Here is a 14910-nt window from a genome sequence, read left to right on the forward strand (position 1 = left end):
GCTTCAATCTTTTTTGACATGGAACAGCCCTCCAAAATCCCTCTGTATTTATGGTTCTAGTGTACTGTTTTAGGTACAAAAGTGTCCAAAGGAATTAGGGGGTCGTAAAGTTATTGCGTCATTATTTTGATAATTGCGTCAAAAATCATCGCAATTGCGTCATTTACCATAATAACCCACACCCCCTCTATATCTTCAAATAAAGTGATCGAATCTCCACGTGCCTCTACCATAAACGGACTCTATTCATGTCGAACACCTGACCTTGTAGTGGTGCCAAAAAGAAAGATAGACTTTTACTTTATAACTTTCGCTAATCCTAAAGCAAGATGTTCCCACAGGATTTTCTCAACAACCTGACCCTGTGTTTCGTCACACTCCACAATAAGAATGACTTCAGATTGTTTTCCCTTTAATCTATGCGTTTCCTGATTGTTTACAAAGACAAGGATCAACCGGATCACCAGTCCAACCATAAACCCTCCGATTGCACCAATTAACCCCCAATAGATGGGACCCCACTTCAGTTCAAAACCGATACTAGCCGTAACGACAGCAGATGCTGTGGCCATAGGCATCGCAATGTCAATGAGGGATAATCCGTCGGACCGGTGCAACGTATCAAATAGTTTCCTGCTTTCTTTCCGATTATCAAGCGGGACTGCATATATATCTTCTTTTTTTACCCCTATTTTCTCTAAGTTTGCGATAGCGATCTCTAAATAGATATGATTTTCGAAAGTTGAAAACAATTGCATCGTCATATACGTTCTTTTCCTTTCAGAATGTGAAATGTTCTTTTTTGATAATGATTTTTTAAAAAACGCCTCTGTTCTTTCTCGAAAAGTTTATTATTTTCGACTGTATTCATATAGGCATCGACTATAGCAAACCCATATAGGGATGGAAACATCAGCAACCACTCAGGATTCAATACCTCAGTAGCTCTTTCGATTTCCCCTAAAAAAAGCAAGGATACTCCTTCCAACATGTGAGAGTAGTAAAAGAACACAACACTCCAAACGATTACGACAAGTGCTGTCACAATCCGATGAATGTAAAGCTGCCCCAACCCAGGCATAAATAAGGACCATAAAGCTGCTAAGAGGGGGTTTCTTTTATCCAAATAATTCATTTCCAATGCCCCGATACTAAAGGTGTTTATTTTGTGATCCTCTCGTTCAGAGAGAATATAAACGTTATTCAAATCCACGGTCGTGCGGTAACTATCCCAGATCGCAAAGATGTAGACCGGAATATAAATCAATAGCCAGCGGGTATCCAATACCTCTTTTGCCATAGGTACGTTCCCCTGGAAAGAATAAATCATGGCCAGGTTGACATGGGCTTTCAGATTTATCACGACTTCCCAAGTTAACAAAAGGTACCCCCTTATATACTTAGAAAGCAATAAGTGGCCAAACCCTGGAAAAGACACTGACCACCATGCAATAATGTAAGGATTCCTTAAATGTATTTGGGTTGTTCCCAGTATACTGACATTAGCGGTGTATCTCCTTGCAGTGTTATCGTTCGTATAGTTATCCAATAAGAGCCCATCCCCCAAAAATTCAATGATAGCTTTATTTTTCCATATTTTTGACTATTTATGATAATTGTTTCCTTAAATACTGGATTCGAATAAACATTTCAAGACGAGTTCCATCGCAATTCATATATACTGATTATAGTGAAAGTTCCAACCGTTCAAAAAAAAACATGAGAATCACTCTAACATCCATTCGTTGTACATAATGTAAAGGCCTTTCAACCATATAAGGAGCGAATGAAATGAAAAGTTCACCGACCAATTTCATCAAAAGGTTAAAAAAGAAAAAAGAGGATGCATTGGAGTATGTTATCGACGCTTACATGCCGCTTGTGAAAACCATTGCCATGAAGATTTTACACAACGGAAACAGACTGGATGTGGATGAATGTATCAATGACGTATTCCTGACTGTATGGCAGAATGCCCATCAATTTAAAGGCGAGAAAGAGGATTTTAAAAAGTGGATCGGGATGATAGCCAAGTATAAGGCAATCGACCGTTACCGGATGGCTGAAAGACGGAATGCCCGTGAACAGCAGGACGAATACATCCTTGCAACATCAAGTACTCCCGGAACCGAGATATCCATTTTGCGACAGGAAGAAAAAAATGAATTACTAGCAGCGATCAGTCAATTGGAGGAACTGGACCGGGACATCTTCATGATGAAATATTACCTGGAGTTAACCAATATGGAAATTGCGAATCAGTTAAATCTTTCGAAAGCAGCGGTGGATAACCGTTTATATCGTGGAAAGAAAAAGTTAGCTACTACCATGAAGTTAAAGGAGCGGCTTGTATGAGCATGAAGGAATGGATGGAATTAGATATAGACTCACTTGAACTAGAAGAAGTGACCGATTTGGAAAAAAAGCGCGTCAAACAACATGTATTAAATAAACGGAAAAAGACAAATGTTTGGAGGAATATGGCCATCGCATCCGTTATGTTGATCGGCGTCTCCACAGCGGCAAGCTTTGCGTATCCGTCTTTTGCCACACAACTCCCGTTCATGGACGATGTCATACGCTATTTTAGTGATGAACCGTACAAAGAATTTGAAGACTACTCGACTGATATCGGACTTACCGAGACAAGCAATGGTGTGACCATCCTGATTGATAACGCCGTTTATGACGGCACGAATATCAAAATATCCTATGCCATCGAAACAGACAAAGATTTCGGTGAAGACATCCACAGCGGTGGACAATGGTTTGATATCAAGGGTGCGAACGGAAGCGGCGGGAGCAGTCAACTCACCAAGATCAGCCCTACCCGCTATGTCGGATTGTCCTCCATCACCCCGAGCTTCAAAGGAGGGGACTTTCCGGAAAAGGTGGACATCACGTGGGAACCAGAAACTCTTTACAGCACGTCCAATGATACAGAAGTCAAAGGAGACTGGTCATTCGCCTTCTCATTAAAACGGCTGGAAGGCGATCTGCAGTTAATCAATGAAACGGTTCAGAGTAAAGATGTAACCTTCACGTTGAAATCTATTGAGTTTACCGATGTATCAACCGTCATTTCTTACAACCAGGTGGCAGAGGACGCCCTGCTCGAGGAATGGCCCGAAGTATCACCGGTCTTCAAAGTGACGGACGACCAGGGTCATATATATATGGACGGAACGGGCGGTGGCGGTTTTTCAACCGATAACGGAAAAACCTACGAAGGGACAACAGAGTTCGGAACCATCCAGGATGGAGCCAGCCGACTCATCATCCAACCCATTGAAATTGCCAGTCTCGGGTCGGGGAAAGGTCATACAGAAATTGAACTCGAACCGATTGTCATTGATTTAGAAAAATAATTCCCATTCCCCTGTTGAAGTAGAACGACTTTAATAGGGGAATTAATTCTCTATAAAAGTGTGATCTTACCAGGTGATCACACTTTCTATAATCAATCTGACTAAAGCTTTTCCAGCACACACCTAAACCGCTCCACACCAGGATATTTCTCACCCAAACTCATAATCTCAAACCCACGTTTCTTATAAAACAACACTGCATCCCGATCCGTTTCAGCAGTAATCCTAGTGCAATGGCCGATGTGATCGATCATTTTATGGCCTATCCCCTTACCCCGGTGTTTAGGCATCACGGCTACATGCTTAATTTCACACTCTCCCTCATCCAGGAATTCAACGCCTATACATCCGACCAGCTCATCTCCAGCCGTAAACCCATATAATTTCCGTTCGATGGAATGGATGTACAGATCATATTCCTCTTCAACTTTTTCTACAGAAGTTGCAAAGGATAATAATTTTCTAATGTCAGGGTGAATGGATTTTGTTTTGATTTCTTCCATAAGTGCCAACTTGGTATCACCTATACCCCTTCACCCCATTCTCAAATGCTACCGGATCATCATTCTCAATTCCATGAAGTGCCTCCTGCAACGCAAATGTACCACGGTAAAAATTCATTCTGTCGTAAATCCGGTCCCCGTTCTGATACATTTCCAGACATCTCCTGACGAAGTGTTCGCCGTAACTGGAGAATAATCCGGCAAAGTCATAGGCAGGGTCACCCACTTCGGCTTCTCCAAAGTCGATGATTCCGGAGATTTCATGGCGTTCCGGATCCCACAGGATATTGGATGCCCCAAAGTCACCGTGAGTGAGGACCGGTTGAAAATCCAGAAGTTCATTCTTTGATAAAAACGAATTGAAATGCTGGCTGACTTCCACCTTTGCTCGTTCATTCATATGGGGAAAAAGTTTCTCCTTGAACCGATCGTATAGGTCTTCAATTGAACTTCGTATCTCACCTATACTCTTTTTCTCGATGTTCATAGATTCCAAAGATTGTGAGTGAAGATCAGTCAAAAAACCCACCAATTGAGAAGCGATTTTTTCATGATGTTCTTTATTTTCTATAAATACGCCTGGCCACAATGGATTGCCTTTAACCAGCTTATAACCTGTAAATACCATTCCCACTTCCTCTGGTTCCAAGGATTGATAAATAGGATAAGGGACCCGTAACGGGATGTTCCCCTTTATCCCTTCCAACACCCTCGTTTCTTTCTTCAATTTCCTGATTCCTTCCCCATACTTCGGGAATCTGAAAACAAGAGAGTCGTTAACCATAAGGACATCATTATTCTGACCGATTTCATTCATTTCGCTGTGGGTGATCGTTAACTCAGGGTACACCTCTCTTATTCTTTTTTCATAAGCTGATACCATATTTGCTCCCCCTACTTCTTTTCATTTAAAAACAATTCATACTCATCCCTAAACCGCTCTGCTTCCTCAAGGAACGGATAATGATTACTCCTCTCAAAAATGACCAGTCTCGAATCCGGTACCCCCTCAGCCATTTCAATCGAATACTTCAATGGACATTGCACATCGAAGCGGCCACACATGATTAACGTCGGGACTCGAATAAACTCCAGCTTTCTCGTCACATCATATATTTGCAATTCTCGGATAAAGAAGTTCATCCGTGCTGCCGACATCCCTTTATGAATATCAAGGGAAAATAGCTCGCGATATCTTTCAGGTTTATGTAAAGACAACTTTGTCCTTTCCACTGATAACTCTTTTCTTTCTTCAAGTGATAAATCCGATTGCTTCAACGCTTCAATCATATCCTGCATCCTGCCAAAATCAGGGTGCGCTTCGTTGTAAATGCAGTCCTCCGAGAAGGTCATATACTCCCTCGCAGCACCTCCGACAATCACAGAGAAATCCAAACTTGTTGAGAAGTGAATGCCGTAAAGGATCCCTAACATCCCACCAGTGGAATGCCCCGCAAATCCCCAATGAGGTAATCCTAATGCTTCCCGGATCGCCTCCAGATCAAATATCGTTTCCAGCATACTCAACTGATATGATTCATTTGCTTTTTCAGAGCCTCCTGCTTCCCGTAAGTTAATCAAGAAGACCTGGTTGGTTCCTGTGAACGTCTCCGCGAAATAGTCTCCAGTCTCATTAAACTCGGAATAATGGTGGGTGACACATAGAGGATCTCCTTCTCCCTTGATGAATACTTCAAATACTCCCCGTGCTGTATGCAGTAACATTCTTTCCCATGCCTCCATCCTTTCACCCCTTTTTCACTTATAAAAAAGGCTTCCCGAAATGGGAAACCTAAATATTCACGATTCTTCAAACCGGACGTTTAAAGGCTTGTTCAAATTCTTCAACCTGGGATTCATCCAGAAGTACAGAGCAAAAGCCAGGTAACCGACGCCTGATAATACTAAAAGGAATCTTCCCGAAGTGAACTCCCCGATCACACCGCCTAGCAGATATCCCAGTGGGCTCAGTGACCCGAGCAGCGACGAAATGAAGGCAAACCCGATTCCGATATATCCTTTTGGAAGATTGACCTGAATCAACGTTTGCACATAAATCCCTATGATGCCGATCCCCATCCATGATAAAGCAAACAATAAGTACGGCATGATCGACAAGCCCTTTAATGCAAACGCCAGCATCCAACATAAGCCTGACCAAAGGGACAGTAGCGGCAGAATGCGATTTAGCGCTATTTTTTCTACCTTACCGGATAAGGCGGTCCCTGTCAGAGTGCCTAATGACATGGCCGTTAACCAGAATCCGTATTCCGCAGAAGAATCCGAAATGACCGGAAGCATAGCCATCCCCATCGTCGCCATCACATTCATAACGATGATGCCGAATACCATGCTTAGAAGCGTATGACGTTTTCTCACCACCAGAAATCCTTCTTTGAAATCTTCCTTGTACTGTCTGATAAAATGAGCGCTTCGTACTTCCGTTTCCTTTTTCGACCTCGGGACGCTTAAATAGAATAAAAACAGCATTCCCGTCCCGATCAATAAGACGCTATTCGTCACATAAATCAAACCCAACCCAACAAAAGCGATCAAAATCCCCGAAACAGCATCACATATGATATCGAGGGTTTGATAAGAAAAGGCGAAAATCGAGTTTACTTTTGTAAGCTGTTCACGTGGAGTCAGGCTCTCAATGAGGGCACTTTCAGTCGGATACGTGCATTCTGATAACGAAAGGGCAACAAACATCAATGTGAACAAGAGTGGCAGCCATAAGAGATTCGTATAATACAAGATCGAAATGGCGCTGACCAGCACCCCCTGCCCGAGCATGGCAACATAAAGAATCTTCTTTTTTGAAAACCGGTCAATAATGGGACCGTATAGAAATTGAATGGTGACGGGCAAGATGGCCACTGCACTTGTCAATCCGATTAATAAAGGCGAAGACGTAGTCGATTTTACGTACCAGATCGTCGCAATCATGTAAAAGCTGTCAGCAAAATTGGTGATGATCCTGCCTGTTAACAGAATCATTAATGGTTTATTCATATATGAAAATCCTCCTTTAATCATCAGCAAATAACACGAGGTCATTCGCTAACCTTAAGGCGGTTTCCACACAATGAATGAGTTCTAATGATCGAATGGATTTTGAAAGCGTATGAGAATCATAGACTCTTTCCTTTCTTATACTAGTATTGGTAATTATTTCATAAATATTTTGAATCTTCAACCTAAAATAAAATAACCATCCCTGCAGGCAGATGGACTTCTCCGCATGCAGGGATAGGTTATTCTATTCCGTTATCGTTTGAATATCACTAGCACTGACCCTTCCGGGAGACCCTTCTTCCAACACCTCATCGACTTTCATGACAATTTTGTCTCCCTTTGAAAATTCTTGGGCGTCTTCTGTTTCTACATATAAAAAGGTACCGTTTAAATTCGCTAAATCTTCCCCTTTTACTTTTTCCAGAGACACTAAATCAGCAGCCGTCAAATCTTCTCCAATCAGAATCTGATTTTCCTTCACCTCCAAGATGTAACCGTAGACGACATTTTCACTGGTTTTAGTGGGATGTTTGGATACATAAATAATGTACTCAGCAATATCAGTGAACTGTTTAGATTTTTCATGAGAACCGCAGGCATTCCAGTTAAGCGTTCGGCCACCTCCATTTATCTTCACTTTCATCAGATAGTTGTCCGCCTGTTTTCCTTTAGGGCACTCATCACTCGTAGGCTTGGAGTCTAGATAATTCGCCAACACCAACTGCTTATAGACCTCCTGCTTTTCCTCATCATCCACTTGAATCGTTTGTTTTTCTCCTTCTTTGGGACCGTACCTTAACTCCACTTCAAAAACATCCTGGCGCTTTACGTCATAAGAAGTCTCGAGAACCCCCCAGGTTTCCCCCTTTACCCCCTCACAACCTGTCAGATAATAGGACAGATTGGTAGGATTCTCTTCCCGATTCAGCTTTCCGCATTGAAAGGACTCCACCTCGCCATCGCCATATTGGTCTCTAGTGTAATCGAATGTTACATCGATTTGTTTTCCATCGTAAGCTAAATCCGTGAGTATGGGATCTCCCTCGATCGTGTAGGATACGACTCTCAAATCTCCTTTTTTCTGCTTCTTCACCTTCTGAAAATAGTTCTCCATGTTATCCAATCCTGAAATCCCACCATGCATGTTCACTACATCCGCATTCAGTTCAGAATCATTTTCTTCAGTAGGTTCTGCGGTAGGTTCTGCGGTCTGATTGGATTCATTGCATGCTGTGAGAAAGACTAAGATGATGGCAAGTATCCATAACCATTTTGAATGTTGCACTTGAATCCCCCCTATATTTTCTAAAATTGACTTACATACAGTTTCCTGCTTAAAACGGTTTGTATTATACAAAAAATTGAGACATCCAGGCAATATAGTATGAACCAGGGATAAAGATCAGTTGAGCAAGCAGTGTCCCGAATAACCTGGAGATGACCATCATGATAGAAAGGCCTTTTAGCTCTTGATAATTCCCCTTCCCATTTGCTACATCGTCGGCAAGGACGGAAATCTTAGGGTCAATAAACAGTGTCAATAAAATCGTTGCGACGCCATTGATCAAGCCTGAAGCCATGGTCGCACTGCCTGATCGATCTGGTACGATGAGCGCAGCATAAAGCGCTGAAAGAACGCCAATCGTGTAAACTGCTGTAATGATCATATTAATAAAAAACAACCTTTTTGGAATGGCCCTGAAATTGATTCCTGTCAAATATCTTCTACCTGGTTTAGCAAAATGGTTCATTCCCCTTTTATAAAGATCATTCTTAAACCCAAGCTTGATTAACCTTGGCACAGAACCTCCCTGCTCGGATAGGTGGATAATCCCCCTTGAAAACAATGCAACAAACGTAGGCAATAACACAATTCCAAGGAGAGTACCTAAAGTCGAGGCACCAATCAGCACCCTGAACTGCTCTTCCACCACTTCTAATTTCCGGCCCTCAGGTGCAGCATCAGTGAGCCCACCTGTAAATGGCTGCTGCATCATATTCGACATCCTTGACACAATCACCATCATATTGAACAGGGAAAGACCTGAGGCGATCAACTTCACCCTTGCCCCGGATAACCTGACCGCATAAGCAAGAGTCTCAATGCTATGTATGATTAGAATGAATAATGCAATAAAGAGTACCGGTAACGATATAAACTCCACGATGACAACTCCCTTTTTTATCCAAACACATTATAGCATTAAAAAAAGGAACATTTCGTATTTTTGAAATGTTCCATTAAATTACTTTCTATAGGCTTCATACCAATGAAAGGGCTGGACTTCTTTTAATGTCTTAAATTGAAAATCACCTTCTGGATGGTAGATGCCTACTTTCACATTCGCTCCCCAATAAAAAAGCCTCTCCTGACATATTCCACAAGGAGTGAGAACTTTGTAGTCTGAGTTTTCATCATCACGCACGACACAAATCGAATGAGTCACTTCCGTATCCAATTTGTGCGCCTCCAATATGGCTCCCGTTTCAATACAAAGCTCTGTGGACGCATTGATGATTTCCGGGGAAACGCTGGTCAGGATTTCCCCGCTTTTTGTATACATGGCTGCAGCACCGCCCCAGCCTGTTGGATATCGTTTTTCAATTAAATCCACTGCAGCTTTGAATAGGGTTTGTTCAGTATTCATGTATCTGCCCCCATTATAAATACTATGTTTTTAATACTACTGGGGAATTTCCGATAATACCAGGTGAATTCAGAAGAAAGCTCACTTTATATATGAACAACAAAAGCCACAAGTATCATTGAATTCAATGACTTGTGGCTTCAAGTAGGTCACTCATTCCTGAACTGCCGAAAAATAAGGAACCACTTCCTCCCCCAGCTCCTGTATAACTTCATCAGCAGGTCGCTGACTGTCAAACAGGGCAAAGAAGAGATGATTGACTCCGGCCTGTTTATAGATATTCAGTAATTCAATCAGATAGTTCCGTCCGATCCGGAATCCAAGGCGGATCGGTCTTAGGATTTCATTTGGATCCTCGGCTAGATCCAGATGCATAGGCTGGCTGAATGGCTTGAAGACGCCGGGATGGTACTCTGCTACCAGGCTTCTCCAGCGCTGAATCGTCACTTCCTGATCATGTGGACTGCGTGGATAGTACATCCAACCATCCCCATGTTCGGCAAACCACTGCATGTCCTGTTGGGCATATCCCGTAATAAAGGTAGGTATGCGCGTGGTCGGTTTTGGCACAAGGTTAGCCCCACGAATATTTCCTCTCGACGACTCTATATGAGGGAACTCCTTGTACAGGGCTTCCTGCAGATAGTAATATGCTTCTACAAACTTCTGACCACGGTCCGGATGGGATGCACCGAGTGCGGCAAAGTCTGCCCGGCGGTCGCCGGATGATACCCCAAGCAGGACCCTGCCCGGGAACAATTGATCAATCGTGGCGATTTCCTTTGCCACCCGAAGTGGATGACGAAGCGGCAGTACGGCAGCAGCCGTTCCAAGGGCAATATCCTTGGTCTGTCCGGCAAGGTAGGTCAAGTAAATCATCATATCATAGATCTGTCCGACGGCAGGATCTCCGAAATTCGGATCCTCGAGGAGAACATCCCTGAACCACAGGCTCGTAAAACCAAGTTTTTCTGACAGTTGGGCAAGTTCCACCTGTTTTTCCATCGTCGGGGTGTCGAAGTGATAATTTTCAAGGGGGATGTGAAGACCCAGCGTCAATTCTCCCTCTTTGTACATGCGGTTATATGCTTTGTGATGTGCAAATGGATTCATCTGTCCCTCTCCCTTTCTTCAATTGACGGGAGGCGGCGAATAGTGCCGCCCCAGTCATGATGGTTATGACAATTCCCTTTTCAATTGCAATGCGTTTCTGCCGTTGAGCCACTCGTTCCTTCCATATTTCAACCATTCTAGGCTGACTTTCGTTCAATACCGCGGAGCCACGCTGTTAACAGAACCGCTCCTGCCACCATGATGGCACCGATCCAAGGAGTATGAATCAAACCGATTCCATCCACGATGAGCCCTCCAACGAAGGAACCGATGGCAATCCCGACGTTGAATGCGGCGATATTCAGTGCAGATGCGACATTGACCGCTGAAGGGACATATTTTTCAGCCAGGTTTACCACAAGAATCTGCAGCCCCGGCACGTTCATGAATGCGAATAATCCCATTAGGAAGATTGCGATGAGACCCGCCACTTTAAATGGTGCTGCGAATGTAAGAGCTACTAGAATGATGGCTTGCATAACAAACATCCAGAATAATGCTTTTAACGGGCTCTTGTCAGATGCTTTCCCTCCGACGACATTTCCGATCGCAACGGCAATTCCGTATACAAGAAGGATGATACTCACCCATTTCGCGCTAAATCCTGTTATGTCTTGCAGTAAAGGTGTTAAATATGTGAACGCGACGAACGTTCCACCATATCCAAGGGCTGTGATGGCAAATGCTAATAATAATCGACCGTTGGTTAGAATCTTCAATTGTTCGCTGAACTTGGCTGGTGGTGCTTCTTTCAGGTTCTTCGGTACAAGGATGGAACTGGCAATGATTCCGACAATACCGAGAAGTGCAACTCCCCAGAATGTGGCTCTCCATCCAAATGCCTGCCCGATGAATGTTCCAAGTGGTACTCCTGTAACGGTCGCCACCGTCAATCCTGTGAACATAAAGGCAATGGCACTGGCCCGCTTATGGGCAGGCACAAGATCGGCCGCAATCGTCGATCCGATCGAGAAGAAAATCCCGTGTGAAAATGCCGTGATAAAACGGGCTACAAGCAATAGTCCAAAACTTGTGGACATGGCCGCAACCGAGTTACCTACAATGAATAAGAGCATCAAGGACATAAGCAGTGATTTTCTGCTCATCTTACTTGTTAACGCGGTTAATACCGGTGCCCCAATGGCGACTCCAATGGCATAACCTGAAATCAATAATCCTGCAAGTGTGATGGATATCGATAAATCATCGGCAATCGATGATAATAATCCAACGGGAACAAACTCTGTTGTCCCGATTCCAAAGGCACTGATGGCAAGGGCAAGTAACGCCGGCGTGCCGCCTTTCGTTTTTGACTGATGTATAGTAGCTGAAGTTGAACTCATAACGAAACTTCCTCCTTCAATGATTGAATGTTATGAGAAACGAAGGCGCCTTCCGCTTCTCTGTACACACATTATGTTAATGGGTACAAGTATTTATGAGAAGTACGCACTTTAAAGTCATGTAGGTACTTTTTTGTAACCTAGGGACTATTAAGTGCCTATCTACCTTTCAAACCCCTTCCGCGAAATCTGGTAGGTACTGTTTGAAAAGCTAGACTGAATTATGAGGGATAGCTAACTTTTTTGGAAGAACGCACTTTGAAGTGGCATAGGCACCTGGAAGTACCCTAGTCAATGCAAAAAACGCTCACTCTAATGAGTAAGCGTTGTTATGGTCTTCACGTATTGTTTTCTACTCGTATTGAAAATGGATTATGATATTTTACTGATCTACTTGTTTTTCATTTACTTTTCTAAGTACATGTTGAGCTTCTAAAAAAATTTCTCTTTGATCATCTGAAAGTTTATCGATTTCATCAGATTCTTTCATTCCACTTTTGGCCATCGTTTGCTCATATATCATGATTGCTTCGATATATTCTTCATATTCATCTGATGACAATACTTCTTTGCTGGATTTCTGCCCATTAAGTCGATCAAAGAAAGGCTGTATCTCATACAGGGTATTTTTCAGTTCAGCCAGCTGTTTAGCAGGAACTTTTGAATAATCAATGTTTCCATATTTATCTCCATATTCTACCTTTGCGTTTGTTACGGTTTTTAATAATTCTTTAAAACGCTTGAACTCTTCTTTTTCCATATCCCCTTGGGCTTGAGTCAATTTTGCATCCAGAAGCAGGTACCCTTCCATTGTTGCACTGGATAGGTGAGTCTTCACATTTTCAAATGAGCCATAGAACTCATCAGCTAAAATGGTTTGATAAGCAATAGCTCCTGTTGGTAGAATTAACGAAGCCGCAATAATAGCTGATACCATGTTTTTCTTGATAAACCTGTTAACTCTTCCACCTTTTTCGAGGCGTGCTTTTCTTACTCCCATTTTTGATCGTTCGTGCAGTGTTGGTGGAATGACAATTTTGTTTATCTCCTGCTTGATATTACTCACACGTATCAGCCTCCCTCATGTGCTTTCGAAGTTTCCCTAACGCACGGTACAAGATCGTTTTTGCAGTGCCTAAAGGTATTTCTACTATCTCTGCAATTTCTTTGAAGGAATATCCTTCATAGAATCTCAAGGTAACGACGCTTTTTTCTTCTTCACTTAATTTCTCCAATAGCTCATGAAGAGTGATGCTAAGGAGCGTATCCTGGTCTTCCAATCCGATTATTTCCTCATATTCCGGTTTAAGTTGAACTACTTTTTTATTTTTTTTCAATATATTTAATGCAGTAGTGATCGCAATTTTAATTAACCAGGTTTTAAAATACGCAGGATTTTTTAACGTTTCAATATTCTTAAAAGCACGGTATGCGACCTCTTGCACGACATCTAACGCATCATTTTCATTTTTCACATACACATAGGCCATTCTGTAAATATCCTCTTCATATTGTTTGAAAAGTTTTAAAAACGCCTTATCATCGCCTTTTTGAGCTTTCTTTACTAATCGATCGATGTTCTTCACCCCTTATTATCTTCTTTCAATAATTAGACAACTGAAAAGACGAATTGGCTTTTATTTTTTTATAGAGAACTGTGAATTGCTGTAAATCATTAAACTAACGCTCTATTCCAGTATTATACATTACATTCCATAAGTCTTGGTCTTTGTGTCAGATAAGCTCTTCCCTAGTCAAAAACCAAACAACTGGTTACACTAAAAGAGAATAATGTTGAAGAGGAGAGTACATAATGAAAGCACTTGTATTTGAAAAGTTCGGCGGACCGGATGTCCTCCACTATCAGGAGATTGATTCCCCCCAATTGGGCCCGGATGAAATGTTAGTGGAAATGAAGGCAATCGGACTGAATTTCGCCGATGTATATAGAAGAAAAGGGAATTATCACTTAGCAGGAGAGCCACCGTACATTTGTGGATACGAAGGAGCAGGCGTGGTCAAAGAGATTGGAGCCAACGTGCAAGGAATGGCTGTTGGGGACCGCATCGCTTTTGCCGATGTACCATATGCGAATGCGGAACTTGTGGCCGTGCCAAAGGATAAAGCCATCCCATTGCCAGATGAAATATCGTATGAAACGGCTGCATCCCTTTTGTTACAAGGACTTACAGCTCATTACCTAACGAAAGACAGCTATAGTATCAAGAGCGGGGATACTGTTTTAATCCATGCAGCTGCAGGCGGAGTCGGTCAGCTGCTTGTCCAGATCATCAAGATATTGGGCGGTACAGTCATCGGGTTAACGTCTACGGAAGAAAAAAGACAGGCAGCGCTGGCTGTTGGAGCGGATCATATGTTTTTATACAGTGAAGACTGGAAACAGAGACTGCAGGATGTGACAAATGGTAACGGCGTGGATGTGGTATATGAATCAGTCGGTTCGACTCTGATGGACAGCTTCGAATCAACTCGCATCGGTGGGACTGTCGTCTTCTTTGGTATGGCAGGAGGCGATCCTGTTTCGGTTGATCCACGGATGCTGATGGACACGTCGAAAACCCTGACTGGCGGGGATTTATGGAATGTATTGACGTCTCTTGAAGAACGGGTAAACCGTTCCCACGAATTGTTCGGATGGATACAGGAAGGGAAATTGAAGGTTTCTGAACCAACGGTCTTTCCTTTAAGCGAGGGCGCAAAAGCTCATGAGTATTTAGAGAGCAGGAAAAGCACAGGGAAGATTTTATTGATCCCTTAAATAAATTGAAAGAGACCCTTTCCAACTCGGTGGCTAACCCCAAAAGTTAGAGTTTTGTTATGCAGCTGATTGGATGGACTGAGTTCGGTATTCGACTGGACTTAGTCCATCCAATTTTTCTTTTGAACGTTCATGATT

18 protein-coding genes are annotated in these 14910 nt (G+C 42.7%); 3 read left to right on the plus strand and 15 right to left on the minus strand.

From position 1 onward, the window contains the following. Positions 1-296 precede the first annotated feature (296 nt). Together V8G47_RS20220 and V8G47_RS20225 are read right to left on the minus strand one after the other, a co-directional pair. The gene (locus V8G47_RS20220) at positions 297-764 is read right to left on the minus strand and encodes a hypothetical protein (RefSeq protein WP_336201610.1); all 468 of its coding nucleotides are present in this window, start codon (positions 762-764) and stop codon (positions 297-299) included. Next, complete coding sequence (locus tag V8G47_RS20225; RefSeq protein ID WP_336201611.1) at positions 761-1549, minus strand: hypothetical protein; 789 nt, start codon at positions 1547-1549, stop codon at positions 761-763. The genes V8G47_RS20220 and V8G47_RS20225 overlap by 4 nt, the downstream gene beginning before the upstream one ends. Before the next feature lie 242 nt (positions 1550-1791). Between V8G47_RS20225 and V8G47_RS20230 the strand changes: the two genes are divergently transcribed. Then, positions 1792-2355: a sigma-70 family RNA polymerase sigma factor gene (locus V8G47_RS20230; protein ID WP_336201612.1), complete on the plus strand. Its 564-nt coding sequence runs from the start codon at positions 1792-1794 to the stop codon at positions 2353-2355. Next, a complete protein-coding gene (locus tag V8G47_RS20235; RefSeq protein WP_336201613.1) occupies positions 2352-3368 on the plus strand; it encodes a DUF4179 domain-containing protein in 1017 nt (338 codons plus the stop codon). The genes V8G47_RS20230 and V8G47_RS20235 overlap by 4 nt, the downstream gene beginning before the upstream one ends. 101 nt (positions 3369-3469) lie before the next feature. Here V8G47_RS20235 and V8G47_RS20240 read toward each other — a convergent pair whose 3' ends face one another. The 12 genes from V8G47_RS20240 to V8G47_RS20295 all read right to left on the minus strand — a co-directional run bounded on the left by V8G47_RS20240 (position 3470) and on the right by V8G47_RS20295 (position 13579). Beyond that, on the minus strand, positions 3470-3871 hold the full coding sequence (locus V8G47_RS20240) for a GNAT family N-acetyltransferase (protein ID WP_336201625.1): 402 nt from the start codon (positions 3869-3871) through the stop codon (positions 3470-3472). 16 nt (positions 3872-3887) lie between these two features. Beyond that, positions 3888-4754 carry a phosphotransferase family protein gene (locus tag V8G47_RS20245; RefSeq protein ID WP_336201614.1) on the minus strand — a complete coding sequence of 289 codons (867 nt, stop codon included), beginning with the start codon at positions 4752-4754 and terminating at the stop codon, positions 3888-3890. An 11-nt stretch (positions 4755-4765) separates the two neighbouring features. Beyond that, positions 4766-5596: an alpha/beta fold hydrolase gene (locus tag V8G47_RS20250; RefSeq protein ID WP_336201615.1), complete on the minus strand. Its 831-nt coding sequence runs from the start codon at positions 5594-5596 to the stop codon at positions 4766-4768. A gap of 75 nt (positions 5597-5671) precedes the next feature. Continuing rightward, on the minus strand, positions 5672-6886 hold the full coding sequence (locus V8G47_RS20255) for an MFS transporter (RefSeq protein WP_336201616.1): 1215 nt from the start codon (positions 6884-6886) through the stop codon (positions 5672-5674). A 247-nt stretch (positions 6887-7133) separates the two neighbouring features. Further along, positions 7134-8174 (minus strand): DUF4362 domain-containing protein, encoded by a 1041-nt coding sequence (locus V8G47_RS20260; RefSeq protein ID WP_336201617.1) that lies wholly within the window; start codon positions 8172-8174, stop codon positions 7134-7136. A gap of 64 nt (positions 8175-8238) precedes the next feature. Further along, on the minus strand, positions 8239-9054 hold the full coding sequence (locus V8G47_RS20265; protein ID WP_336201618.1) for a lipid II flippase Amj family protein: 816 nt from the start codon (positions 9052-9054) through the stop codon (positions 8239-8241). Between the two features lie 81 nt (positions 9055-9135). Continuing rightward, complete coding sequence (locus tag V8G47_RS20270) at positions 9136-9537, minus strand: cytidine deaminase (RefSeq protein ID WP_336201619.1); 402 nt, start codon at positions 9535-9537, stop codon at positions 9136-9138. A 153-nt stretch (positions 9538-9690) separates the two neighbouring features. Beyond that, a complete protein-coding gene (locus V8G47_RS20275; RefSeq protein WP_336201620.1) occupies positions 9691-10650 on the minus strand; it encodes an LLM class oxidoreductase in 960 nt (319 codons plus the stop codon). After that, positions 10619-10786, minus strand: a complete 168-nt coding sequence (locus tag V8G47_RS20280; protein ID WP_336201621.1) for a hypothetical protein — start codon at positions 10784-10786, stop codon at positions 10619-10621. Before V8G47_RS20280 ends, V8G47_RS20275 begins: the two co-directional genes overlap by 32 nt. 1 nt (position 10787) lies before the next feature. After that, entirely contained in the window at positions 10788-11993 is a 1206-nt protein-coding gene (locus V8G47_RS20285) for an MFS transporter (protein WP_336201622.1), read from the minus strand. A 382-nt stretch (positions 11994-12375) separates the two neighbouring features. Beyond that, positions 12376-13059 (minus strand): DUF3600 domain-containing protein, encoded by a 684-nt coding sequence (locus V8G47_RS20290; protein WP_336201623.1) that lies wholly within the window; start codon positions 13057-13059, stop codon positions 12376-12378. Beyond that, a complete protein-coding gene (locus V8G47_RS20295; protein WP_442970887.1) occupies positions 13052-13579 on the minus strand; it encodes a sigma-70 family RNA polymerase sigma factor in 528 nt (175 codons plus the stop codon). Before V8G47_RS20295 ends, V8G47_RS20290 begins: the two co-directional genes overlap by 8 nt. Before the next feature lie 227 nt (positions 13580-13806). Here V8G47_RS20295 and V8G47_RS20300 point away from each other — a divergent pair, with 227 nt between their 5' ends. Beyond that, positions 13807-14772 (plus strand): quinone oxidoreductase family protein, encoded by a 966-nt coding sequence (locus tag V8G47_RS20300; protein WP_336201624.1) that lies wholly within the window; start codon positions 13807-13809, stop codon positions 14770-14772. A 57-nt stretch (positions 14773-14829) separates the two neighbouring features. Here V8G47_RS20300 and V8G47_RS20855 read toward each other — a convergent pair. After that, the coding region (locus V8G47_RS20855) for an IS3 family transposase (protein ID WP_442970879.1) at positions 14830-14910 on the minus strand (81 nt) is incomplete at its 5' end.

The organism is Rossellomorea sp. LJF3 (assembly GCF_037046045.1).
In the GTDB taxonomy this organism is placed as follows: domain Bacteria; phylum Bacillota; class Bacilli; order Bacillales; family Bacillaceae_B; genus Rossellomorea.

What these genes read in the sequence shown, in the direction of transcription:
- V8G47_RS20300 (WP_336201624.1), top strand. Translation starts at nt 13,807, where the DNA reads ATGAAAGCACTTGTATTTGAAAAGTTCGGCGGACCGGATGTCCTCCAC.
- V8G47_RS20280 (WP_336201621.1), bottom strand. Translation starts at nt 10,786, where the DNA reads ATGGTTGAAATATGGAAGGAACGAGTGGCTCAACGGCAGAAACGCATT.
- V8G47_RS20230 (WP_336201612.1), top strand. Translation starts at nt 1,792, where the DNA reads ATGAAAAGTTCACCGACCAATTTCATCAAAAGGTTAAAAAAGAAAAAA.
- V8G47_RS20245 (WP_336201614.1), bottom strand. Translation starts at nt 4,754, where the DNA reads ATGGTATCAGCTTATGAAAAAAGAATAAGAGAGGTGTACCCTGAGTTA.
- V8G47_RS20275 (WP_336201620.1), bottom strand. Translation starts at nt 10,650, where the DNA reads ATGAATCCATTTGCACATCACAAAGCATATAACCGCATGTACAAAGAG.
- V8G47_RS20250 (WP_336201615.1), bottom strand. Translation starts at nt 5,596, where the DNA reads ATGTTACTGCATACAGCACGGGGAGTATTTGAAGTATTCATCAAGGGA.
- V8G47_RS20220 (WP_336201610.1), bottom strand. Translation starts at nt 764, where the DNA reads ATGACGATGCAATTGTTTTCAACTTTCGAAAATCATATCTATTTAGAG.
- V8G47_RS20240 (WP_336201625.1), bottom strand. Translation starts at nt 3,871, where the DNA reads ATGGAAGAAATCAAAACAAAATCCATTCACCCTGACATTAGAAAATTA.
- V8G47_RS20270 (WP_336201619.1), bottom strand. Translation starts at nt 9,537, where the DNA reads ATGAATACTGAACAAACCCTATTCAAAGCTGCAGTGGATTTAATTGAA.
- V8G47_RS20285 (WP_336201622.1), bottom strand. Translation starts at nt 11,993, where the DNA reads ATGAGTTCAACTTCAGCTACTATACATCAGTCAAAAACGAAAGGCGGC.
- V8G47_RS20235 (WP_336201613.1), top strand. Translation starts at nt 2,352, where the DNA reads ATGAGCATGAAGGAATGGATGGAATTAGATATAGACTCACTTGAACTA.
- V8G47_RS20255 (WP_336201616.1), bottom strand. Translation starts at nt 6,886, where the DNA reads ATGAATAAACCATTAATGATTCTGTTAACAGGCAGGATCATCACCAAT.